This is a genomic window from Nonomuraea sp. NPDC046570, assembly GCF_040645915.1.
Classification (GTDB): Bacteria; Actinomycetota; Actinomycetes; order Streptosporangiales; family Streptosporangiaceae; genus Nonomuraea.
In genome coordinates, this window is record NZ_JBEYZF010000027.1 from 24263 (window position 1) to 47641 (window position 23379).

At 70.8% G+C, this 23379-nt stretch carries 19 protein-coding genes; 10 read left to right on the forward strand and 9 right to left on the reverse strand.

From position 1 onward, the window contains the following. Position 1: 1 nt before the first annotated feature. The 4 genes from ABZ911_RS32150 to dnaK are packed head-to-tail and all read right to left on the reverse strand — an operon-like array spanning position 2 to position 3564. Complete coding sequence (locus tag ABZ911_RS32150; protein ID WP_358064424.1) at positions 2 to 301, reverse strand: chaperone modulator CbpM; 300 nt, start codon at positions 299 to 301, stop codon at positions 2 to 4. Then, positions 298 to 1212, reverse strand: coding sequence for a DnaJ C-terminal domain-containing protein (locus ABZ911_RS32155; RefSeq protein WP_358064427.1), 915 nt, complete (start codon positions 1210 to 1212; stop codon positions 298 to 300). Before ABZ911_RS32155 ends, ABZ911_RS32150 begins: the two co-directional genes overlap by 4 nt. Further along, positions 1212 to 1703: a nucleotide exchange factor GrpE gene (locus ABZ911_RS32160; RefSeq protein ID WP_358064430.1), complete on the reverse strand. Its 492-nt coding sequence runs from the start codon at positions 1701 to 1703 to the stop codon at positions 1212 to 1214. The genes ABZ911_RS32155 and ABZ911_RS32160 overlap by 1 nt, the downstream gene beginning before the upstream one ends. A 1-nt stretch (position 1704) precedes the next feature. Next, positions 1705 to 3564 carry a molecular chaperone DnaK gene (gene dnaK, locus ABZ911_RS32165; RefSeq protein ID WP_358064433.1) on the reverse strand — a complete coding sequence of 620 codons (1860 nt, stop codon included), beginning with the start codon at positions 3562 to 3564 and terminating at the stop codon, positions 1705 to 1707. A gap of 200 nt (positions 3565 to 3764) precedes the next feature. Here dnaK and ABZ911_RS32170 point away from each other — a divergent pair, with 200 nt between their 5' ends. Beyond that, complete coding sequence (locus ABZ911_RS32170; RefSeq protein WP_358064436.1) at positions 3765 to 6404, forward strand: AAA family ATPase; 2640 nt, start codon at positions 3765 to 3767, stop codon at positions 6402 to 6404. Between the two features lie 135 nt (positions 6405 to 6539). Here the strand turns inward: ABZ911_RS32170 and ABZ911_RS32175 are convergent, their stop codons facing one another. Further along, the gene (locus tag ABZ911_RS32175) at positions 6540 to 7136 is read right to left on the reverse strand and encodes a helix-turn-helix domain-containing protein (RefSeq protein WP_358064646.1); all 597 of its coding nucleotides are present in this window, start codon (positions 7134 to 7136) and stop codon (positions 6540 to 6542) included. A 95-nt stretch (positions 7137 to 7231) separates the two neighbouring features. Between ABZ911_RS32175 and ABZ911_RS32180 the strand changes: the two genes are divergently transcribed. Then, positions 7232 to 8221 (forward strand): NADP-dependent oxidoreductase, encoded by a 990-nt coding sequence (locus ABZ911_RS32180; protein WP_358064439.1) that lies wholly within the window; start codon positions 7232 to 7234, stop codon positions 8219 to 8221. 81 nt (positions 8222 to 8302) lie between these two features. Here ABZ911_RS32180 and ABZ911_RS32185 read toward each other — a convergent pair whose 3' ends face one another. Beyond that, a complete protein-coding gene (locus tag ABZ911_RS32185; RefSeq protein WP_358064442.1) occupies positions 8303 to 9349 on the reverse strand; it encodes a glycoside hydrolase family 19 protein in 1047 nt (348 codons plus the stop codon). Positions 9350 to 9578: 229 nt separating this feature from the next. Here ABZ911_RS32185 and ABZ911_RS32190 point away from each other — a divergent pair, with 229 nt between their 5' ends. The 6 genes from ABZ911_RS32190 to ABZ911_RS32215 all read left to right on the forward strand — a co-directional run bounded on the left by ABZ911_RS32190 (position 9579) and on the right by ABZ911_RS32215 (position 18140). After that, positions 9579 to 11060 carry an MFS transporter gene (locus ABZ911_RS32190; protein WP_358064445.1) on the forward strand — a complete coding sequence of 494 codons (1482 nt, stop codon included), beginning with the start codon at positions 9579 to 9581 and terminating at the stop codon, positions 11058 to 11060. A 29-nt stretch (positions 11061 to 11089) separates the two neighbouring features. Continuing rightward, the gene (locus tag ABZ911_RS32195) at positions 11090 to 12292 is read left to right on the forward strand and encodes a cytochrome P450 (protein WP_358064448.1); all 1203 of its coding nucleotides are present in this window, start codon (positions 11090 to 11092) and stop codon (positions 12290 to 12292) included. A gap of 20 nt (positions 12293 to 12312) precedes the next feature. Continuing rightward, positions 12313 to 12510, forward strand: a complete 198-nt coding sequence (locus tag ABZ911_RS32200; protein WP_358064451.1) for a ferredoxin — start codon at positions 12313 to 12315, stop codon at positions 12508 to 12510. Positions 12511 to 12850: 340 nt separating this feature from the next. Then, positions 12851 to 13372, forward strand: coding sequence for a peptidoglycan DD-metalloendopeptidase family protein (locus tag ABZ911_RS32205; protein WP_358064454.1), 522 nt, complete (start codon positions 12851 to 12853; stop codon positions 13370 to 13372). A gap of 218 nt (positions 13373 to 13590) precedes the next feature. Beyond that, a complete protein-coding gene (lanL, locus tag ABZ911_RS32210) occupies positions 13591 to 16221 on the forward strand; it encodes a class IV lanthionine synthetase LanL (RefSeq protein ID WP_358064457.1) in 2631 nt (876 codons plus the stop codon). Positions 16222 to 16457: 236 nt separating this feature from the next. Beyond that, complete coding sequence (locus ABZ911_RS32215; protein WP_358064460.1) at positions 16458 to 18140, forward strand: ABC transporter ATP-binding protein; 1683 nt, start codon at positions 16458 to 16460, stop codon at positions 18138 to 18140. Here ABZ911_RS32215 and ABZ911_RS32220 read toward each other — a convergent pair. Both ABZ911_RS32220 and ABZ911_RS32225 read right to left on the reverse strand, forming a co-directional pair. After that, positions 18137 to 18895: a hypothetical protein gene (locus tag ABZ911_RS32220; RefSeq protein WP_358064463.1), complete on the reverse strand. Its 759-nt coding sequence runs from the start codon at positions 18893 to 18895 to the stop codon at positions 18137 to 18139. The genes ABZ911_RS32215 and ABZ911_RS32220 overlap by 4 nt on opposite strands. Beyond that, the gene (locus tag ABZ911_RS32225) at positions 18892 to 20259 is read right to left on the reverse strand and encodes a flavin monoamine oxidase family protein (RefSeq protein ID WP_358064466.1); all 1368 of its coding nucleotides are present in this window, start codon (positions 20257 to 20259) and stop codon (positions 18892 to 18894) included. Before ABZ911_RS32225 ends, ABZ911_RS32220 begins: the two co-directional genes overlap by 4 nt. Before the next feature lie 60 nt (positions 20260 to 20319). Between ABZ911_RS32225 and ABZ911_RS32230 the strand changes: the two genes are divergently transcribed. After that, the gene (locus tag ABZ911_RS32230) at positions 20320 to 20928 is read left to right on the forward strand and encodes a helix-turn-helix domain-containing protein (protein ID WP_358064469.1); all 609 of its coding nucleotides are present in this window, start codon (positions 20320 to 20322) and stop codon (positions 20926 to 20928) included. A gap of 33 nt (positions 20929 to 20961) precedes the next feature. On the opposite strand, the gene ABZ911_RS32235 is transcribed toward ABZ911_RS32230, so the two are convergent. Continuing rightward, positions 20962 to 22164, reverse strand: coding sequence for a hypothetical protein (locus ABZ911_RS32235; protein ID WP_358064472.1), 1203 nt, complete (start codon positions 22162 to 22164; stop codon positions 20962 to 20964). Positions 22165 to 22522: 358 nt separating this feature from the next. Between ABZ911_RS32235 and ABZ911_RS32240 the strand changes: the two genes are divergently transcribed. Then, entirely contained in the window at positions 22523 to 23251 is a 729-nt protein-coding gene (locus ABZ911_RS32240) for a helix-turn-helix domain-containing protein (protein WP_358064475.1), read from the forward strand. Positions 23252 to 23379: the final 128 nt, after the last annotated feature.

A 23379-nucleotide genomic window follows, 5' to 3' on the forward strand; every position in this document is an offset into this window, starting at 1 on the left:
TTCAGCCTCCTGTGCGTCGATTGCGCAGAGCAGCTTCCAGCTCCGCGATGCGGTCGAGCAGGTCCATCACGAGGCCGAGCGCGGCGTAGTTCAGCGAGAGTCCGGCGCGCAGCCGCTGGATACGGCCTGCCACGGCGACCTGGGAGAGCGGGAACCACAACCGGCCGGCGGCGTCGCGGTGGGCTTCGAGCAGGCCCAGCACCACCAACCGGCGCGCCATCTCCGGATGGAGGCCGGTGACCCGTGCGAACGTCTCCAGGTCCAGATCGACCGGCGCCCACCGGGCGAGCGCGTGACTCATCGCGACCTCCTGGGATCGAAGTCGGAGATCGCGGCCAGGTGGTTGAACAGCCGCTCCTCCTCCTCGGTGAGGCGCGCGGGAACCATGATCCGCGCTTCGGCGTAGAGGTCTCCGGGGGTGCCGCGGGGGTTCGGGAGCCCGCGGCCGCGCAGGCGCAGCCGGCGGCCGGTGGAGGTGCCCTTCGGCACCTTGACCTTGGCTTCGCCGCCGGGCGTGTCGAGTGAGACGGTCGCTCCCAGGGTGGCCTCCCATGGGGTGAGCGGCAGCGTGACATGGATGTCGCGGCCCTCGACGCGGTAGCGCGGGTGATCGGCGATGCGGACGATCAGATAGAGATCTCCCGGCCGGGCTCCGCGCGCTCCGTGCCCGCCCTGTTCCGCGAGCCTGATGCGCTGGCCGTTCGTCACGCCGGGCGGGATGGTGACGTCGACCTGCCGATCGCCGCTGAGGGTGAGCCGCTTCCGGCCCCCGCGGTACGCCTCCTCGACGGTGAGCACCAGCTCCGCCTCCTGGTCGGCGCCCGGGGCGGGGCCCCAGCCGCCGCGGCCTCGCCCGCCGCCGAACATCTCGCCGAAGAGGTCTTCGAGGTCGACGTCGCCCTGCCGCCGGGTCTGGCCGGTCCACCCGCCCGCACCGGCTCCCGCGCGCGCTCGTGCCCAGGTGTCCGGGTCGACGTCCTCCGGCACCCGGCGGAAGTCGGCGCCGAACGCGTCGTAGCGGCGCCGGGTCTCCGGATCGGAGAGGACCTGGTACGCCTCGGCGAGCTCCTTGAACCGCTCTTCGGCCACCGGGTCCTTGTTGACGTCCGGGTGGTAGGTGCGGGCCAGCTTGCGGTAGGCGCGCTGGATCTCGTCCTGGCTCGCCGTCCTGGAGACTCCGAGGGCCTCGTAGAAGTCGCGTTGATCGGCCATCAGTCCGCCTTCGCCACGATCACGGTCGCGGGGCGGAGCTGGCGTTCGCCCTCGCCGTACCCGGGCCGGACGACCTGGACGACCGTTCCCGGTGGGACCTCGGTGGTCGCGACGGTGCCGACCGCTTCGTGGCGGGCCGGGTCGAACGGCGCCTGGTCGTCGTCCTGGCGCGGGAAGCCGAACCGGTCGAGCAGGGCGAGCGCCTGCTCGCGCACCACCTTGACCCCCTCCACGAGCGCGTCGGGATCGGAGTCGGCGTGCTGGAGCACGAGGTCGAGGTTGTCGATCACCGGCAGCCACTCCCCGAGCACCCGCTCCCGCTCCTTCCCCGCCTCCCAGGCCGCTCGCTTGCGCACGTTGTCAAGGTCCGCGAGGGCGCGCAGCCGCTGGTCCTCCAGCTCGGACACCCGCGCCTTCAGCTCCGTCGTCTCGGCGCGCTCGGACGTCTCGATCTGCTCGGCCGGAGTCGGCGCCGGGTCGTGCTCGGACATGTCAGTCCGGGGTGGTGAACTCGGCGTCGATGACGTCGTCACCGCCGGACGGCGGAGGTTGCTGCCCGGCGGGGGCCGCGGCGAGGCCGTGGTAGACCTGCTGCAACTCCGAGGTGAGCGAGCGGAGCCGGTCGAGCGGGGCCTCCTCCTTGATGGCCTGCCTGGCGTCCACGACCAGCATCTCGGCGCGGGCCCTGTCGTGCTCGGCGGCGGCGGAGCCGAGTTCGGCCAGGCGCCGCTCGACCTGGTAGGCGACCGTGTCCAGCTCGTTGCGGGCGTCCACCAGTTCGCGGAGCCGTACGTCCTCGCCCCGGTGTCGTTCGGCGTCCGCGATCATCCTCTCGACCTGTTCCTTGTCCAGCGTCGAACTCTCGCTGATGGTGATGCGCTGTTCCGCGCCGGTGTCCTTGTCCCGGGCCGAGACGTTGAGGATGCCGTTCGCGTCGACGTCGAAGGTGACCTCGACCTGTGGGAGGCCCCGGGGCGCCGGCCGGATGTTCTCCAGCTTGAACCGGCCGAGCACCCGGTTGTCGGCCGCCCGCTCCCGCTCGCCCTGGAGCACCACGATGTCGACCGAGCTCTGGTTGTCCTCCGCCGTGCTGAAGATCTCGGTACGGCGCGCCGGGATGGTGGTGTTGCGCTCGATCACCTTGGTCATCACGCCGCCCAGCGTCTCCACGCCCAGGGACAGCGGCGTGACGTCGAGCAGCAGCACGTCCTTGACCTCGCCCTTGATGATGGCGGCCTGGATGGCGGCGCCGATGGCGACCACCTCGTCGGGGTTCACCGACATGTTGGGGTCCTTGCCACCGGTCAGCCGGCGCACCAGGTTCTGCACGGCCGGGATCCGGGTGGAGCCCCCGACGAGGATCACCTCATCGATGTCGTCCGCGGTCAGTTTGGCGTCGGCCATCGCCTGCTTGACCGGTTCCATGCACCGCTCGACGAGGTCCGCGGTGAGCTGGTCGAACGTCGACCGCATCAGCGTCGTGTTCAGGTGCTTGGGGCCGGCGGCGTCGGCCGTGACGAACGGCAGGCTGATCGTCGCCTGGGTGACCGAGGAGAGCTCCACCTTCGCCTTCTCGGCGGCCTCGAAGAGGCGCTGCAGCGCCTGGGGGTCGCGGCGCAGGTCGATGCCCTCCTGCCGCTGGAACTCGTCGGCCAGGTGGTCGACGATGCGCCGGTCGAAGTCGTCGCCGCCGAGATGGGTGTCACCCGAGGTCGACCGTACCTCGACGACTCCTTCCCCGATGTTCAGGATGCTCACGTCGAAGGTGCCGCCGCCGAGGTCGAACACGAGGACGGTCTCGTTCGCCTTCTTGTCCAGGCCGTAGGCCAGGGCGGCGGCGGTGGGCTCGTTGATGATGCGCAGCACTTCGAGGCCCGCGATGCGCCCCGCGTCCTTGGTCGCGTGCCGCTGGGCGTCGTTGAAGTACGCGGGAACGGTGATGACGGCCTCGGTGACCTTCTCGCCGAGGTACTTGCCCGCGTCGTCGGCGAGCTTGCGGATGATCAGCGCGGAGATCTCCTCCGGCGTGTACTGCTTGCCGCGGATCTCGAAGCGGGCCTCGCCGCCCGGTCCGGCGACCACGTCGAACGAGACGGCGGTCTGTTCGCTCGTCACCTCGTCGAAGCGCCGACCGATGAAGCGTTTGGCGGAGTAGATCGTGCCCTTGGGGTTGAGGATGGCCTGCCGCCTGGCCAACTGCCCGACGAGCCGCTCGCCCTGCTCGGTGAAGCCCACCACGGAGGGAGTCGTTCTCGATCCCTCGGTGTTGGGGATGACGGTCGCCTGCCCGCCCTCCATCGCGGCGATCACTGAGTTCGTCGTGCCAAGATCGATCCCGACTGCCTTGGCCATGTGAGCCTCCTCTCCCTATCTCGACCCTTGCTCCAGATGTCCCGCCTCGCATCCTCAACTCGGGTAGTCGTCCGGCGATGACCTGGCGATATTCGCGGTTCCTGGGGCTACCTGAATGAGGGGTGTGCGAACGCCTCTCATACGATGGTCGTGACCTGTTCGTTATCTATCGCCAGGAGTCCGATTCCGGGAGTGACCGAATGCGTGGACGTGAGCGCGAATGGCGGGCCGTCCTCGGGCTCCTCCGAGGGGCGCGGCGGGGCAAGAGCGGAGTACTGCTCCTCGACGGCGAGCCGGGCATGGGCAGGAGCAGGTTCCTCGCCGAGGCGGCCGACGCGGCCACCTCACGGCGGTTCTCCCTCGCGGTCGGGCAGTCGGAGGAGTTCGGACAGCTCGTCCCGATGGCGCCGCTGCTCGCCGCGTTCAACCAGTCGCCGATCACCCCCGCGGACGAGACGCTCGCCATCGACACGCCCCTCGCGCTGGTCGAGCGGTTGCGGATCAGGGCGGAGGCGCTCGCGTCCGCGAACCCGGTCGCGGTGATCCTGGACGATCTCCAATGGGCCGATCCGACCACCCTCAAAGCGCTGAGAACCCTTCAGTCACGGCTGACCTCCCAGCCGCTCGTCTGGCTGCTCGCCCGGAACACCCTCGACCACGGGACCGAGGCCGAACGCCTGTTCTCCCTCCTCGAATCGGAGGGTGGCATCCGGCTGGAGCTCGGCCCGTTGCCCCCCGACGCGGTCGCCGAGGTCGCCGCCGACTTCCTGGCCGCCACGCCCGGCCGCGAGGTGCTGGAGCTGGCGGCCGGGGCGGGCGGCAACCCCCACCTCCTGGTCGAGCTCCTGACCGGACTCCAGGAGGAGCAGGCGATCCACGTCTCCGGCGGGCTGACCCACCTGGTCTCCGGGCGGCTTCCGCGACGACTCCAGCGACTGGTGGCACGGCGCCTGGAACGGCTGAGCGGCCAGGCTCGCCAACTGGTCGAGACCGCGGCGGTACTGGGGCGGCCCTTCTCCCCCGAGGACATGGCCAAAGTGCTCGGCCGAACACCCGCCGCCCTGCTCCCCGCCCTGGAGGAGGCCATGGACGCCGACCTGCTGACGGTCGGCCCCGACTCTCTCCACTTCCGGCACGCGCTCATCCGCCAGGCCATCGCCGAGGGCCTGCCGACGCCGCTGCGCCAAGCCCTGCACCACCAGATCGGCGGCCTCCTCGCCGACACACCCGCCTCCGCCGCGCGCACGACGGAACCCACCAGCCCCCGGCGCCTCACACACTCACTGAAAACCGCCCAAGCCATGATCGAGGCGGGGCGGCTGGGAGAGGCCACCGAGCTGGTCACCGCGACACTGGCCCAGCCCCTTCCGCCGCAGGTCGCGGCCCAGTTGCACGGCGAGCTCTCGGCCGTCCTCGTCCTGTCCGGTCAGGCGGCGGGCGCGGTGACCGAGGCGGAGACGGCCCTGGCGGAGCCCGAGCTGCCCGACGCGGTCCGGGACCGGGCCCATGTGTCACTCCTCCAGGCCCTCGCGGGACAGCAGGACAGCGAGAGCGCGGTACGGCGGGCCGCATCGATTCTCGAGGAGGCCGACCGGCACGGCGACGCCGTGGTCGTCACGGCCCTCACGATCCTCGCGGCCGACCGCTGGGACCGCGGCAGGCTCTCCGACGGGCTGAACCTGGCCCGCGAAGCCGTACAACGGGCGGACGAGGGCTCGGGGGCGGCTCGCCGTACCCACCCTCATCTGGCGATGGCGTCGATGCTGCTTGACGTCGGCCGCCTCGACGAGGCGGAGACCCTGCTGCGTACGGCCCGCGAGGAGGTGGAGACGCTGGGGCACATCGCGTGGGCGGCGGGCCCCGCCGTACTCCACGCGCGTTTCGAGCTGGCCGGACATCGGGTGGTGGACGCGGTGGCGGGAGCCGAGGCGGGGCTGGCCACCGCCGACTCGCTGGGCACGCATCTGTTCACGTCGCTGGGCATGGCGGTGTTGGGGGCGGCGGCGTTGCGGCGCGGGGATCTCCAGGAGGCGGCCGGTCATGTGGAGGGCGACCGCGCTCAGGTGTCCCACTACGGCCCGACGCAGGGGCGGTTGCGCTGCCTGATGCTCTCCGCTCAGGTCATGGAGGCACGAGGGCAGCCGCGCAAGGCCATGGCCCTGCTCTCCGGCCTCTACCCGATGCTCGATCGGCACCGCGGCCTGCTCATCGTGGAGCCGACCGCCGCGGCGTGGCTCGTCCGCCTCGCGTTGAGCGTGGGCGACCGGCCGCGAGCCGAGAGCGTCGTCGCGGCGGCCCGCAGCCTGGCCGACGACAACCCCGCCTTCTCCGCCGTCCTGGCGGCTGCCGCCCACGCCCGCGGCCTGCTCGACAAGGATGTGTCGGCCTTCACTGTCGCCGTCGCCGCCGCTCGTGACGACTACGCGCGGGCGTCGGCCCGGGAGGATCTCGGGGCGGCACTCGCGTCGACCGGGGAGCGCGACGCCGCGATCCGCGTCCTCGACGACGCGCTCGCCGGTTTCGAGGCGACGGGAGCGGTGCGAGACTCCGCCAGGGTCCGGCGGCGGCTGCGCCTCCTGGGCGTCCGGCACCGCCACTGGAGCCGCGAACAGGGGGCGGCCCTGGGCTGGGGCAGCTTGACCGCCACGCAGCGCGCGGTCGCCCGCCTGGTCGCCCGGGGGCTGACCAACCGCCAGGCCGCCGACCAGATGTTCATCAGCGTGCACACCGTCGCGTTCCATCTGCGGCAGATCTTCCGCAAACTGGACATCGACTCACGCGTCGACCTGACCCGCTTCATCGTCGAAGAGGACCATCTCCACGACCGGCCGACGATCTAGCCCCGGCCACCACCACCCGGGAGCAGGCCGTCGCGTGCGCGGGTCACGCCGGGGCACGATCAGCCTGGCCCGCTCTCATTTGCGCGATGCCGCCGACCGGATGGTCAGGCGGGATGATCGGCCGGCGGGTGGCGGTCAGGGTGGGGCCAGGGAGTCGGGGGCGGGGACCGGGAGGGGGTGAGCGGCCTGCGGGCGCAGGCCGTCGAAGATCAGGCTGAGGTAGCGTCGCCACAGACCTGGGACCGCGTCGCCGAGTGGTGCCGTCGCCTGCGCCACGGCGTTGATCAGCAGAACGATGTCGTATCCGGTGATGTCGTCGCGTACGACGCCGTCCGCCAGTGCGCGGGCTGTGAGAGATCCCGCTGCTGCCACCAGCCGGTCGCTGGCGGCCCTGAGCTGTGGATCCCTTCGCAGGTCCGCGGTGACCGCCTGGCAGAAGGACCGATCGGCGACCTGCATCTCGACCGCGTCCGCCATGAACGCCAGCAGCGCCTGCCCGGAATCGGCATGACCCAGGAGCTCCTCGCCTCTGGCCGCCAGCCGGTCGAGTTGGTCGCCGAAGATCGCGGTGACCAGGTGCTCCTTGGTGGCGAAGTGCCGGAACACGGTGCCCTTGCCGATTCCCGCCCGCGCCGCGATGCGTGCGATCGAGACCTCCGTGCCGTACTCGGCGAATTCGGCCGCGGCGGCCTCCAGCAGCAGTCGCCTGTTTCGCGCGGCGTCGGCCCGCATCCTGTCCACGAAAAGGACTGTACCCCAACCGGACCGCTCGGTCATGTTACGCTCGCCACAACCTGACCGAACGGTCCGCTTATGGAGGTAGCTCGATGAAGGCACTGGCCGCCCATGGATACGGTGGCGTGGAGGTCCTGGAACTGCTGGACGTGCCGATCCCGCCGCCCGGCCCCGGCCAGATCCAGGTGCGGATCGTGGCGGCGGCGCTCAACCCGGCCGATCTCAGGCTTGTCGGCGGGACGTTCAAGGAGATGGCCCCGCTGGCGTTCCCGCACGTCCTCGGCGGTGACTTCGCGGGCACCGTCACCGCCGCAGGTGAAGGCGGCGGCCGATTCGCCCCGGGGGACGAGGTCTTCGGTCTTGGTCTGCCGAGGACGGCCGGGGGTATGGCGGAGCTGCTCTGTTCGCCGCCCTCGTTCACCACGGGCACGATGGCCGAGTACGCGGTCTTCGACGCCGACACGCCCGCCCTCGCGCTCAGACCCGCCGAACTGCCCGCCGAGCACGCGGCGAGCCTGCCCACCACCGCCCTGACCGCCCTTCCGCTGCTGCGCGCCGGGGACTTCACTGCGGGCATGAAGGCGCTGGTCATCGGGGCGGCCGGCGGCGTCGGGGGCGCGGTGGTGCCGCTGCTGGCGGCGCGCGGCGTTCACGTGATCGCCACCGCCCTGCCTGAGGACGAGGAGTACGTGCGCGGGCTGGGCGCCGCCGAGGTGATCGACTACCGGTCGGCCGACACAGCCGCGGAAACCCGCCGTCGCCATCCTGAGGGCGTGGACGCCCTGGTCAATCTGGCCCTACCGGGGACGTCCCTGCCCGCCATGGCCTCGCTCGTTCGCCCTGGAGGACGCCTGTTGAACCTCGCCTTCCCCAGCCCCGGCCCCGACTCCGGCATCGAGACCGTCTACACCGCGGCGCGCCCCGGCGACCTGAACGAGGTGGCGGCGCTGGCCCTGAAGGGCATCCTGCCGTCCACCGTGACCCGCCGCTATCGACTCGAGCAGGCCGCGCAGGCCTACGCGGACCTGGTGAACGAGCACGTCACCGGCAAACTGATCGTGACAATCGGCTCGGCTGAGTAGGGAGGTAGTAGCCGAAGTCGCCCTCGCCGGGAAATGGTAACCCCCCGCCGCGGATTCGACGGCGAGGGGCGTTGAACAGGGTCAGCAGCTCAGGTTGGAGCCTGGTGTGACGCCCAGGATCTGGGTGAAGCGCTGGTAGGAGTTGATACGGCTCTGCACCTGGGCCGGGTTCCCGCCGTTGCACTCCAGGGCGCCGTTGATGCTGCGGATCGTCTCGCCGAAGCCGCTGCCGTTGACCATCGCGTTGTGCGGGGTCATGGTGCCGGGGCCGTTCTGCGTGTTCCAGTACCAGAGGCCGGTCTTCCAGGCCACGGCGGCGTCGTTCTGCACCAGCCACGGGTTGGTCAGCAGCGGCAGGCCGAGCGCGTCACCGGCCGCCTTGTAGTTGAAGTTCCAGCTCAGCTGGATCGGACCGCGGCCATAGTAGGCGGCCTGCCCGGCGGGGCACCCGTAGGGCTGGCTGCTGTCGCAGTAGTGCGGGTAGTTGGCGGTGTTCTGCTCAACTATGTGGACCAGGCCGCCGGTCTCGTGGTTGACATTGGCGAGGAAGGCGGCGGCCTCCTGCTTCCTGACCGTGTCGCTGCCGGTCTTGGCGAAGCCCGGGTAGGCGCTCAGCGCGGCGGTCAGGCCGTTGTAGGTGTAGAAGGAGTTGCGGCTCGGGAACATCTGGTTGAACTGCGCCTCACTCACCACGAAGCCCGAAGGGTCCGGGGGGTCGGTGGGGCCGCTGCAGGAGTACGGGTCCCAGTACCAGGTGCTGATGGTCGGGTCGTAGCCCGGGTTGTCGTGCTCGGCGATGTAGTACTGGCCGTTGGTGTATCGGACGATGCTGCCCGTGGCGTACCAGGTGCCCGCTGCCCAGTTCGGGTGGTTGCAGGTGGGAGGAGTGGTGGGGCCGCCACCGCCGGTGCAGGAGCCCTGGCTGGCCCAGACGGCGGCCGAGCCGGGCGTCTCGTTCTGCGTCCACCACTTGGCCTGCCAGTTGCTGCCGTTGTGGGAGGCGACCATGCCTCCGGTGTAGACGGCCGAGGGGCTCCACGCCGTGGCACAGGCCGCCGCCGAGGCCGCGGACATGGGCAGGACGACGAACATGGCGGCGGCCGCCGCGAGGACGGCGAGTAAAGCCATGAGGGGGTTCTTCGACACTGATTCGCTCCCGGGGGTGTGGGGCAGCTTTTTTTACAGGAAAGTTTCCTAACAGTTATGCCGAGGGTAACGCCGCGCATGCACGCCTGCAAGGCCCAAAGGCCACGCGAGCCGTACCTGCGGACTTGAGACTTCCCTCCCGTCGGCCCTGCAGCGCGGGTCGCTGGCGACGAAAAGCTTCCGGGATCGTTACAACGACAGGCTTGAAGTCATGAATGCCGACGACAACGAGCGGCCCGCGGCGGAGCCTGCCGTCGAGACCCGCGACCCGCGGACGGGCTACGGCTCGACCGACGCACTGAACGAAAAGGGAGCGCCCCCCTGGCGGGAGCTCCTGGGACCAGAGCACCTCGGAGCCGCGATCGTGCTGGCCGGCGGGGTGCTGGTGGGCGCGGTCAACATCTATCTGGCGTCGAGCATGCTGCCGACCGCGGTGGCCGAACTCGGCGGCGCCAGCTTCTACGCGTGGAACATGACGATCTACCTGGTCGCCATGGTGATCGCGACGATGCTCGTCAGCCGGCTCCTCGCCCGATGGGGCAACGTCGGCGCCTACCTCCTCGGCTTCGCCGTGTTCACGGTGGGCTCGGTGGCCTGTGCGGTGAGCCCTGCGATGCCGGTGCTGCTGGCCGGCCGTGGCGTCCAGGGGCTCGGCGCCGGATTGCTGTCCGGGCTGGGGTTCGCCGTCATCCGATCAGCCCTGCCGCGCCGCCTCTGGACGCGCGGCAACGCGCTGATGTCGGCGATGTACGGCGTGGGCAACTTCGTCGGCCCGGCGCTCGGCGGCCTGTTCGCCCAGTTCGGCTCGTGGCGCCTGGCGTTCGTGGTGATGGCGGTGGTCGCGGGGGTGTGCGGCGTGGCCGTACCCCGTGTGCTGCCCCGGAGCGAGCGCGGTGGCGCGCGGGCTCCGATTCCGGTCGTGTCGCTGGTGCTGGTCACGGCCGCCACCGCGGCCGTCAGCGTGGCGGGCGTCCTGCCCGGCGCGATGGCGATGGCCGCCGGCGTTGCGGTGGCGCTGCTGCTGGTCGTCGGGTTCGTCGCCCATGAACGGCGCAGCGAGCTGCGGGTCTTCCCGCGCACGACGTACCGGGCGGGTTCATCGCTGAAGTGGGTCTACCTGACCATCGGGCTGCTGGCCTTCGGCGTCGCGGTCGAGTCGTTCGTCCCGCTGTTCGGCCAGCACTTGGGCGGGCTGCCCCCGCTCGCGGCGGGCTTCTTCGGCGCGGCCATCTCGCTCGGCTGGTCGGTGACCCAGATCGCCAGCTCGTCGGCGGTCAGGGAGCGCACGGTGCGCCGGCTGCGCGCCATCGGCCCGGTACTGCTCGCGCTCGGCTTCCTCCTCCAGGGGCTGCTGCAGCGCGACGACACGCCGATCTGGCTGGTGCTCGTCTGGGCGCTGGTGCTGTTCGTCGCCGGTTCGGGCATCGGCGTCGCCTACCCGCACCTGTCCGTGGCCGCGATGACCAGCACCCGTGACCCGGAGGAGGGAAAGCAGGCGGCCGCGGCGATCGCCACTGTGACGACGATGTCGACCGCGTTCGGTACGGCGGTCGCCGGGGTCCTGGTCAACCTGGGCGGGCACTCGATGCTCGACTCGGCCCGATACCTGCTGTTCGGATTCGCCGCCATCTGCGCGATCGGGATCATCACCGCACGCGCCGCGAATCGCTCTGGCCGGCCCGACCACTCATGACGCCCATCATTCCGACACGAGGAGATTCCATGACTGACGCGCTGTTTCCGATGCCCCGAGCGGCGGGCTGCCCTTTCGACCCGTCACCGGAGCTGAGGCGGCGAATCGAAGAAGAGCCGGTGTCGCAGGCGAGGCTGTGGGACGGCAGCACCCCGTGGCTGGTCACCCGCTACGCGGATGTACGCGCACTGCTCGCCGATCCGCGCGTCAGCGTCGACGTCGCACAACCCGGCTTCCCGCACACCAACGCGGTGAGCAAGGCGCGCGACGCGTACATGAAGACGCTGATGCAGATGGACGCGCCGGAGCACGTCGCCCAGCGGCGGCTGCTGATCTCGGACTTCACGATCAAAAGGATGGAGGCGTTGCGGCCCCGGATCCAGCGGATCGTCGACGACCTCATCGACGAGATGCTCGCCGGCCCGAATCCGGTCGACCTGGTGGAGGCGTTCGCGCTGCCGGTTCCGTCACTGGTGATCTGCGAGCTGCTGGGCGTGCCCTACACCGACCGCGCCTTCTTCCACCGGGTGGCCCGAACACTCGTCATGGACGAGCCCGACCCCGAGCAGGCCATCGCCGCCAGCGAGGAACTGAACGCCTACCTGGAAGAGCTGGTGGACCGGAGGAACGCCGAGCCGGGCGACGACGTGATCAGCAGGCTGGCCGTCGAGCAGTACCGGACCGGCGTGATGACCCGGCGTGAGATCGCCACGATCGGTCAACTCCTGCTGGTGGCCGGGCACGACACCACCGCGACCATGATCTCGCTGGGCACGGCCGCGCTGCTGGCGCACCCGGACCAGTTGCGCCAGATCCGCGACGGCGGCGACCCCGCGCTGGTGGCCAACGCCGCCGAGGAACTCCTGCGCTACCTCTCCATCACCCACACCGAAGCCCGCCGCGTCGCGCGGGCGGACATCGAGATCGGCGGCCGGCTCATCCGCGAAGGCGAGGGCGTCATCGGCGTGAAGAGCATCGCCAACCGGGACCCCTCGGCCTTCCCCGAGCCCGACACGCTCGATGTCCGCCGCAAGGCCCGTCACCATGTCGCCTTCGGTTTCGGCGCCCACCAGTGCCTGGGCCAATCACTGACCCGAGTGGAACTGCAGGTCGTCTACGGCACCCTCTACCGGCGCATCCCCACGCTGGCCCTGGCCGTACCGCTGGACGAGCTGACGTTCAAACCCGACGCGATCTTCTACGGGGTGCGGGAACTGCCCGTCACCTGGTAACTCACAAAGGGAGAAAGCGCATGAAGGTCATCGTCGACCAGGACGCATGCATCGGCTCCGGGCAATGCGTCCTCAGCTCACCGCAGGTGTTCGACCAACGCGACACGGACGGCATCGTCGTACTCCTGCAAGACAGCCCGGAACCTGGCCTGCGGGAGGCCGTCCACGAGGCCGCCCGCATCTGCCCGGGCCTGGCGATCACACTGCCCCCGTCGTGAACCACCCTCTGATGCCGCGGGGGTGACCGGCTGCCGCTGGCCGTCCCCGTGCCGATGGGGCTGGGGACGCCGGCCTTCGGCTATCCGTGGCACTGGTCCGTCACGCGATGGCTCGACGGCACGACAGCGACGGTGGACGGCCTCGCCGACCCCGCGCGCACCGCTGTGCGACTGGCCGGTTTCCTCACCGGCCAGGACTTTCCTCACTAAAAGTATGCAAATGAACACCAAGCGTACTTGAAATGGTCCACCCGTCCACCTAAGTTGGCTGTGTATCCGGGTTCCGCCAATTGTCGGAACCCCTGCTGCGGTCCCCCCTCGACGCGAGAGGAACACCAAGGTGGCCGCGTTCGACATGGAATTGTCCAGCCCCTTGCCCTTCGGGCTTTCCGGTGGGCTCGGCGGCCCCGGCGAAGGGGGCCACCAATCATCTGACTGGTACATCCAGTTCGGAATGGACCTGGCCGCCGCCGAGGGCACGGAAGTCCGCGCCGCCTTCGACGCCCATATCACCAGATTCAGCCCGCACGACCCCAGCACCGACAGCGGCAAGGTGTACGGCGCGCAACTCTTCATGCGGGCCCCCAACGACATGATGGGCGCCTTCTACACCCACCTCACCGGCGTGCCCTCCGGGCTGACCGTCGGGTCCCAGGTCAGCAGGGGCGACCTGCTGGGCTCCGTGTTCTCGTTCGGCGGGATCCCGCCGCATCTCCACATGGCGCTGGTCGAGATCATCGGCGGCGCGCCGGGCGGCGTGTATCAAGGTGTGGACCTGTACCAGACCATGCTGAGCCTGTCCGATTCGAGCAGCATCACCGTCTCTTTCAACCAGAACGGCTCACCGCCCACCGTCGCCTGAGCGTGTGCATTTCGGACAAGTCGGCCGCCGGTTTCGGTAAAACGATAATTGGCCCCTTTTAACGGACATCCTTATCTCATCGACCAGACCAGGCCCATTCTTCACATACAGCACCTGATCTCGCATTTCAGTCGTTTGCCAATGGTTTGCAAGGACGGTCTGTGAGGTTCTCGTCGTGCCCCCAATCGGGCGGCGCCGAGAAGCCTGGAGGCAGTGCCGTGCGGACCGACGCGACCATCCTGCGTGACCTGGTGACCGCCGAGCTCGCACGCTCCGGCGGAGCCGCCTGGTCGGTCGACGAGACCGACTACTGGTGCCGCGTCACCCCCGACGGCTACGCGATGCCCGACCAGGGCTGGAAGCTGCACGTCTCCGCGACGATGCTGTCCGCGCCGTACGTGCTGACCCAGGTCGCCCGCGTGCTGATCGAGGCCGGATGCGCGTTCAAGTTCCCCGCCCGGCTCGGCGACTACTGGGAGCTGCTCGCGCCGCACTGCGCCAGGGCGCAGGCGGGCAAGTTCGTCACCGCCTACCCGGCCGACGACGCCGAGTCGGTACGGCTGGCCGCCCTCCTGGACGAGGCCACCACGGGACTGCCGGGCCCGGTGATCCTGTCCGACCGGCCCTACCGCGCGGGCGGCATCGTCCACTACCGCTACGGCGCCTTCTCCGGCCACCGAACGCTCGGCAACGACGGGTTCTACGAGATCCGGCTGCGCGCCCCGAACGGAGAGCTGGTACCCGACCAGCGGGTGGCCGCCTTCACGCCGCCGAGCTTCGCGGTCTCCCCGTTCGGCGAACCGCCGAAGCGGACGCCCGGCTCGTCGGCGGTGATGCTCAACGACCGGTTCGTGGTGCGCGAGGCGATCAGGCACGCGACCAAGGGCGGCGTCTACCTCGCCGAGGACACGAAGACCGGACGCCAGGTCATCGTCAAGGAGGGCCGCCCGCACGCCTCCTCCGACCTCAGCGGCAGGGACGCCAGAGACCGGCTGGCCGCGGAACGCGCCGCGCTGCGCGACCTCGCCGCCACCGGCGGCGTCCCGGCCCTCGTCGACTACTTCGAGCAGGGCGGCCACGCCTTCCTCGCCGAGGAACTGGTGCCGGGCCACACCGCGCTGCGCTGGTCGGAGACCCGCGCGACACCTCTCGGCGGCAACGGTTTCGGCTGCCCGATCGAGGAGGTCGCGCGGATCGTCTCCGACCTGGTCGGCCTGCTCCGGAAGGTACACGCCCGCGGCTACGTCTTCCGCGACCTCTCGCCGGGCAACCTGATGATCCTCCCCGACGGCGGGATCCGGCTCGTCGACCTGGAGTACGCGACCCCGCTGGACGGCACCGTCCTGGTCGGCGGCACCCCCGGCTACCTCGCCCCCGAACTGATCCCCCACTCCGGCGAACTCCGCCAGGCCCCCACCGAGGAAGCGGACCTGTACAGCCTCGGCGCGCTGGTGTACCTGCTCGCGACCTCCGCCGAACTCGGCCTGGCGGACGACGAGGCGACCGGCCCGGCGTGGGGCGGTCGCGCCGCCGACCAGGTGGACCGGGTGGCCGCGAGCAACCCCACCCTGGCGCTGCTCCGCCCCATGGTGGTGGGCCTGCTCGCCAAGCCCGGGGACCGCTGGACGCTCGACACATGCGCCCGATTCCTCGACGAACTCAGACCGGCCCCCGCGAAACCGGCCCCCAAGCCCCGGGTCAGCGCCGACGACCTCGTCTCCGACGGGCTCGCCTGGCTGACCGAGACCATGGACGACCGCGAAGACGGCCCGTCTCCCTGGCCCACCGACACCTACGGGCTCGAAGGCGACCCGTGCTCGGTCAGCGCCGGGGCGGCGGGCATCCTCCCGGTCCTGGAACCCGCCCAGGCCGGAGCGGTCTCGCGCTGGCTGCGCCGCCGCCTCACCGAGGAGGACACCTGGCCGCCCGGCCTCTACGCAGGAAGGTCCGGCGCGCTCTGGGCGCTGTACGAGGCTGCGCCGGACCAGGACACCCGGGACTTCGCGGTGCGGACCGCGCACCGGCTGCCGACCGGCTACGCCAGCCCCGACATCACGCACGGCCTGGCCGGTAGCGCGATGGCCACGCTGCGCCTCGCCGCCCGCGCGGACGACTCCGTGCTGCGCGGGCGGGCCGCGGAGATGTTCCAGAGCCTGTACGACGCGAGGTCCTCGCTGAACGGGCGTCCGCAGTGGGCGACCCACGCCTCGCTGGACTCCAGCCTGGCCGGCGTCAACCACTTCGGCTTCGCCCACGGCCTGGCCGGGATCGGCACCGCGCTGCTCTACGGCGGCCTCGCCCTCGACCGGACCGACTGGTTGGAGACCGTGCGGGAGGTAGCCCACACCCTCTACGAGCACGCCGACATCGACGGGGACACGGCCTGGTGGCCCTCCCGGCGAGACGACCCGGAGTCGGTACGCCCCCGCAGTCCGCACTGGTGCAGCGGGTCGTCAGGCATCGGCTCCTTCCTCGTCCGCTACTGGGACGCCACAGGCGATCAAACCGCGCTGGAATTCGCGGAACGGGCGGCGGCGGCCGTACACCGGACGCGGTGGCAGTCGGGCTCGGCGATGTGCCACGGACTGCCCGGGGAGGGCGACTTCCTCCTCGACATGGCCCACTTCACCACCGACGAGCGCTACCGCCGATGGGCGGAGGACCTGGCCGCGTGCCTGACCGCGCGGGCCGTCCGGCGTGCGGGCAGGCTGCACGTGCCCGACCGCCTGGGCAGGGTCGTGCCGACCTACCTCGGCGGCACCGCGGGCATCCTCGCCTTCCTGCTGCGCCTGCGGCACGGGCGTCCCCGCCTGTGGATGCTCGACGACGTGATCGGGCGCACCCCATGATCTCGCCGTTCCCCGAGAACGGCGATGCCAGAGGAACACGGAACCAGAGAGGGGGAAAACCATGTCCTTCGACGTTCAGGACCTGCAGAGCCTGCAGGAGCGTGAGCCGAGCATGACGGAGTCGGCGCTGCTGAGCCACTGCATCAAGCACCCGGGCTGCACCGACACCAACTGATGGCAGTACGGCGTGCGGACGCGTCCGCACGCCGTACCAGTTCTCCGAGAGGGCGGTGGACGTGACGACCCGCAGGATCATCCGGCTGTTCAGGCCGTACCGGCTCGCCGTCCTGCTCGTCGTGCTGCTGGTCGCGATCTACTCGGCGCTCAACGCGGCGATCCCGCTGCTGACCCAGGTCGTCTTCGACCGCGCGCTGTTCGGCGCGGACGGCCCGCGGCCCGACCTGCTGGCGCTGATCGCCGCTCTGGCCGCGCTCACGGCGGCCGGGGCCGCGGCGGTCGATCTGGCCCAGACCTGGATCTCGGCCCGGATGGCCCAGCAGGTCATCCACTCCCTGCGCACGCGACTGTTCGGCCACCTGCAGCGGATGCCGCTCGGCTTCTTCGCCGCCGCCAGGAGCGGCGAGATCCAGTCGAGGCTGGCCAACGACACCGACCAGATCGAGGACTCGATCAAGGACACGCTGCCCAGCCTGCTCAGCGGACTGCTCGGCTTCCTGTTCGCGCTGGGCGCGATGTTCACCTTGTCCTGGCCGCTCGCGAGCGTCACGCTGTGCCTGGCGCCGGCCATCCTGTGGGTCTCCGCCCGCTCGGGACGCGCGCTCAAGACCTTGTCCGCCGCCGGGCAGCGGGCCCGCGCGGAGATCGCCTCCATCGCCGCCGAACGGCTCTCGCTGGGCGGTGTCACGCTGGCCAGGGTGCACGATCGCGAGCGCCACGAGGCCGAGCTGTTCGGCGCGGAGAGTGAGCGGCTGGCCCGGCTGGGGGTGCGCGCCAGTCTGGCCGCGCAGTCGGTGCTGAGCGCGGGGCACGTCTTCTTCGTGCTGACGCCGTACATCGTGTTCGTGGCGGCCGGGCTCATGGACGGGATCACGCCCGGCACGCTCATCGCCTTCGTGGTCCTGCAGTCGAGGCTCTACCAGCCGCTGTGGCAGATCCTGCACATCTCCACCGAATTCCGTACCGCGCAGGCGGCCTTCGAGCGGGTTTTCGACTATCTGGACCTGCCCGCGGGACCGGACGCCGCCAGGCCCGCCGTCGCCGGGGGGACGGGCGCGATGAGCGTGGCGGCCGCCTCCTACGCCTACGCCGGGGCCGAGTCCGAGGCGCTGCGGGGGGTCACGCTCGACCTGCCCGCCGCCTCCGCGACGCTCATCGTCGGTCCGAGCGGATCGGGCAAGACGACCCTCGGCTACCTGCTCGCCGGGCTGCACGCGCCGACGGAGGGCGCGGTGCGGATCGACGGGCGCGTCTGCCTGGCCCCGCAGGAAGCCGTGCTCTTCCAGGGCTCCATCGCCGAGAACCTCCGCTACGCCGCGCCCGACGCCGAGCTGTCCGACCTGGTCGACGTCTGCACGACGACCAGGATCCACGACCGGATCACGGCCCTGCCCGACGGCTACGACTCCGTGGTCGGCGAGCGTGGGGCGCTGTTCTCCGGCGGTGAACGCCAGCGCATCGCCCTGGCCCGCGCGCTGCTGAGCGACGCGCCCGTCCTGGTCCTCGACGAGGCGACCTCCGCGCTCGACCCGCTGACCGAGCGCGAGGTCGTCCGCGCGGTCCTGGAGCGGCGCAGGGGGCTGACCACCGTCATGATCACCCATCGGTTCGGCGGCCTGGACTCCTTCGACACCGTCGTCGTGCTGGACGAAGGGCGGGTCGTCGAGTGGGGCGCCCATCCCGAACTGCTGGGCAACCGGCACGGACTCTACGCCCGGATGGTCCGGGCGCAGGCCGTCTAGGGACTGGTCAGGCTCGGGCGGTCGATCGGGTTGTGCGTGAGCGGGAGGCGCATGCCCAGGCGCCACCCGAGCGCGGCACGCGACGCGGGCCGTTCGGCCGCCTCCCGGCGCATGAGCCGGCCGAACTCGGCGGGGAAGCCGTCGCGCGGGTGCAGGCCGAGCACCCGCCGTACGGCCGGGGGCGGCAGTTCGGCCGCCCGGATTCCGGCGACGTCGAGGTGGGCCGCGGCGTGCAGCAGGTGGGCTTCGGCGCCGGAGGAGAGCGGGACCTGGACGTTCATGTGCAGGGCGATCGCCTCGTCGGCCCGGTCGGCGAAGGCCGGGGCGGCACCCTCCTCGACGAGGAGCAGGCGGGCGACCCGGCCCCCGTGGACCGCGAAGCAGCCGACTTGATCCCCGGCCGCCGGGCGGTGCGCGTCGGTGAGGCCGAGATCGTGCAGCAGGCAGGAGACGTAGAGCAGCTCGGGGTCGTAGGAGATCCCGTCGAGCTGGGCGAACAGGTCCGCCCACAGCCAGCAGCGGAGGCAGTGGCCGAGCAGGGGCGGACCGTAGGCTTCGCGGGCCTGCTCCAGCATCTGCCGGGCGAGCCGGCTGTCGGGGGGATTGCGGCCGCTGACCAGCGCCGTGCGTTCCAGGCGATCCTGGCGCAGCCGGGCTCCGGCCTGGCCGGTCCAGTGGGTGAGCTGAACGAGCATCGCGTGGCGGGCGTAGGCCAGCCGCTGTCTGGGGTTCAGTTCGCCGTCGCGGTGGGTCATCGGGGTTCGCTTCCTGCTCTCGTGAGTGCCAGCGCGGCTTCTTCGGCGGTACGGTGCCCGGATTCGATCGCGCCGTCCATGTACCCGGGCCAGCGGGTCGCGGTCTCGCACCCGGCCCAGTGCAGGGGCCCGATCCGCGCCCGGAGGGCGGGGCCGAAGCGGGTGAGGGTCCGCGGGCCGGCGAAGGCGCCGTAGCAGCCGCGGGAGTACTCCTCCGCGGCCCAGTCGCGTTCGATGTAGGCGATCGGTTTCCCGGCCGCCGCGCCGAAGTAGCCCTTCAGGTCGGCCAGCACCTGACGGCGGCGGTCGGCGAGGCCGAGGCGGGCGGCGGTGTCGGCGTGGCGGCCTTCCAGGAACCCGACCAGGACGCCCGGCCTGCCCTCGGGTGGCGTGTTGTCGAAGACGGTGCCCAGGGCTCGGCGGTCGCTGTTGGCCTGTCCGCTGAGGCCGCGGTCACGCCAGAAGGGTTCGTCGTAGACGACGTTGACCTTGATGACCCGGCCCATCGGCAGGCGCTGGACCAGCTGATCCCGGTCCCCGGGCAGCCCTGGCGTGTACCGGATCCGGGCGGCCAGCGGCGGAGGCACCGCGATGATCGCCCGCCGCGCCCGTACCGGGGAGGCGCCGGACAACCGTACGCCGTCGGCGTCCCAGTCCACCGAGGTCACCGGGGCGTCGAGGACGACCCGATCGCCCAGCTCGGCCGCCAGGGACAGGGCGATCCGCTGGGAGCCGCCGGCGACGCGGTCCTGCTGCGCGCCGCCCGCGGTCTGGATCAGCGCGTCCAACCCTCCGGCCGCGCCGATGTAGAACAGCGCCCACAGCGCGGACATGTCCTCCGGCTCGGCGGCGAACACCGCCTCGGTGACCAGCCGCATGAAGGCCCGCCCGCCGGTGGTCCGGAACCGCCGGTCGAGCCAGGTGCCGAAGGTCTGCCCGTCCAGCCGGGCGGCGTGCAAGGCCTGCCAGGGCTCGGGCGGGATCCTGGCCGCCGCCCGGTCCAACCGCCACTGCCCCTGGCCCATGTCCGCCAGCACGACAGGGTTCAGCCGGGGGACGCGGCCGGTGTAGGCGCTCCGGCGACCGCCGAACTCGGCGATGTGCCGCCCCCGCGCGTGGGTGGGGAAGGTGGTCAGCCCCAGCTCGCCGATCAGTGAGAGCACCCGGTCCTGGCCGGGGCCCACCCACTGGCCGCCCACCTCGATGGGCGATCCGCCCGGCAACTCGTCGTTGAGCAGCCGCCCGCCCACCCGGTCACGGGCCTCCAGGACGACCACCTCATGGCCTCGTCGTACCAGGTCACGCGCGGCCACCAGACCGGCGAGCCCGGCGCCCACGATCGCCACGTCCACGGGTTCCGCCATCATCACCCTCCACGTACTCGGCGAATCTGACATACGCTGTGTATGTGGTATCCATGCGCCATGGAGACTGTCAAGACCCGGCGAGAGCAGTACGCCCAGAGCACCCGCCAGGCGCTGCTGGACACCGGCCTGGAGTTCTTCGTCGAACGCGGCTACCCGGCGGTGTCGGCGGAAGAGCTGGTCCGGGCCGCCGGACTCACCCGCGGGGCGCTGTACCACCACTTCGACGGCAAGCAGGGTCTCTTCGAAGCCGTCTTCGAGGAGCAGGAGCGCCGGGCCGCGGCCCTGATCGCCGAGGCGATGGCCGCCCACGACGATCTCTGGCAGCGGGCGCTGACCGGGCTGGACACCTTCCTCGACGTGTGCGCCGACCGCGACTACCGCGAGATCGTCGTGCTGCAGGGCCCCATCGCGCTGGGCTGGGAACGCTGGCGCGAACTCGACCAGCGGCACCTCGGCGGACTGCTCGTCGGCAGCGTGCGGGCCCTGCTGGACGCCGGACTCGTCAAGCCCTACCCCGTCGGCCTGGCCGCCGCCGCCCTCTACGGCGCCCTCACCGAACTCGCCCTCGCGGCGGCCCGCACCGACGACCCCGCGCAGACCCGGCGCCAGGCGGGCCGCCTGGTCCACGGCCTCCTCCAAGGCCTCCGCCCCGCCGACGCGGGCTAGACCTCTCCACCGCGCGCACCCGCCGTCGTGCGGCTACAGCAGGATGCGGGTGTGTGCCGCCCTGCTGGGTGGGGGCTGGACTCTGGCGAGTTCTCGCAGGGCTCGCGAGGCGCCGCTCTGTCTGGCCAGGGCGAGAGCCTGACGGGCCGTTTCGGTCAACCGCTCGCGCTCGTGGGCCTCGGCGTACGCGTGGGCCATGCGGGCCATGGCGTAGGCGGTGGCATAGCTCGACGGCGCTTTCGGCGGTACGTGTTCCAGGATCTCGATCGCGCCCCTGGCGAAGCCGAGGTCGACGAGGCACCCGGCGCACAGTGTGTCGTGGGCTTCGGTCGAGCTGTCGAACCGGTAGGGCGGGTCTTCGCCCGGTTTCGCGAGTGACTGAGCGGACTCCTCCAGGCGGCGGTGGCACATGTCCCGGTCGCCGGCGAGGGCGTGACCTTGCGCTTCGTGGTGACGGGACAGCGCGTCCATCCGCGGCGGGAGGTGGCCGCGTTCGCGGGCGGCGACGGCGAGGGCGACGATCTGGGCAGGATCGGCGGCGGTGTCGGAGAGGCCGCCTCGCTGGGCGAGTGTGTAAGCCTCCAGCAGTGTGTCCGCGGCTTCACGGGCGTCCCGGATGGCCTCGTCCGACCATGCCAGTGCCCCTTCCGGGTCGCCGGCCTCGTGGTGCATGCGGCTGATCAGCTCCGCGTTCTCCGCGGCGAGCAGGAGCAGCGCCCGCCTGACCGGCGAACCGGCGTCACGGTGGAACGCCTCGATCCCGGCGAAGACGGGACGCAGGGCATTGATCAGGTCGGCCGGTCGGAGGTCGGTTCGGGCGTAGGCGTCGATGATGGTCTTGAAGTAGCGCACCGTTTCTTCGTCGGCCCGCTGGGGGGCTTCGATCGCTCGACCGGTGCGCTCCTCGTCTTCGGCGGTGAACATCCCCGGCATCAGCGGAATGCCTGTCAGGTGATGCCACCGGGTGGTGCCCGCCGCTTCTCCGACGAACAGTTCCGCCTCGTCCATGCCGAACGCCCGGCAGAGCAGTTCCGCCTCGCGCTCGTCGGGCCGCCGCTCCCCGGCCTCCCAGAGTTCGATCATCGAGGTGAGCGTCTCCAGCGCGGGAAGCTGCTCACGCGTCGCCTCGTCCGCCGCATTGGCCAACTGTCTCCCGAGCTCCTGGCGACTCCACAGCCGCGCACGGCGCGCGGCCCGCAGACGGGCAGCCCAGATCGGAACGTCGATGGCGATCATTGGCACATCCCTCACAATCCCGAACGATGATCCCATTTGTGAGGATTTATTCCCTATTATCCGCTTTCTGGGCTCTCGCGTTATCCCCGAACCTGAGGATGCACCGAACGGTTTCGGACAGAAGGGGGCACATCTTTAGCGCAAGTCAAAAGCTACGTTGCATTCATATTTCTATCGATCTAACTAGCTGCCACTTCTGCGTAATAGCAGATAGAAGGCTACTATCGTTGCAATGAGCTTTAGGAATGAACGCAAACAAGCATTGCAGTAGATTTGCAATGGCATGGGATCGAACGCAATACTGTGCATCGTTCCCACAGAGGCGGGAACGATGCACAGCAGCAGGAGGCGAGCACCGATGCCGGGAGGCAGGCTGACCCAGCAGGACCGCCGGCACATCGCCGAGGGACTGGCCGAAGGACTCGGGTACGCCGAGATCGCCAGACGCCTGGCCCGGCCGACGTCGACCGTCAGCCGGGAGGTGACCCGCAACGGCGGCCCCGACGGCTACCGGCCCGATCAGGCACACCAGGCCACCGAACAACGCGCCCGCCGGCGCAAGCCGACCCCGACCCCGACGACGACACCGGCCACCACCGCCGCGTACGGTCGCGACCCCGAAGCGGTGCGCGACTTCGAGGAAGGGCTCACCGCGCTGATCATCCAGACGGGGCTGCCACGGATGATGGCCAGAGTGCTCACCAGCCTGTACACCACCGACACCGGCAGCCTCACCGCCGCCGAACTGATCCAGCGGCTTCAGGTCAGCCCTGCCTCGATCTCCAACGCCATCGGCTACCTCGAAGAGCAGGAACTGGTCAGGCGCGAACGCGACCCCCGAGGGCGGCGCGAGCGGTACGTCATCGACGACGACGTCTGGTACCAGGCCTGGATCGCGAGCGCCCGGTCGAACGCCATGCTGGCCGACGCCGCCGAGAAGGGAGCCGAGATCCTCGGCGCGAACACCCCCGCCGGAGCCCGCCTGAAGGACATGAGCCAGTTCCTCGGCCACACCGGAAACGACATGATCAAGGCAGCCGAACACTGGCGCCAGGTCCTCTCCGCCCAACGGACGACAGGCCGCTAAGACCCCTTGAACACCCTTGCGCCTCTGCTAGCTTTGTTCGCATGAAGCGCGCTGCCATGACGACGACGCCGGAGAGTGTCCCGGCGCGCTGACAGATGTCTCAGTCCAAAGCCCCGGGGCGAGTGCCC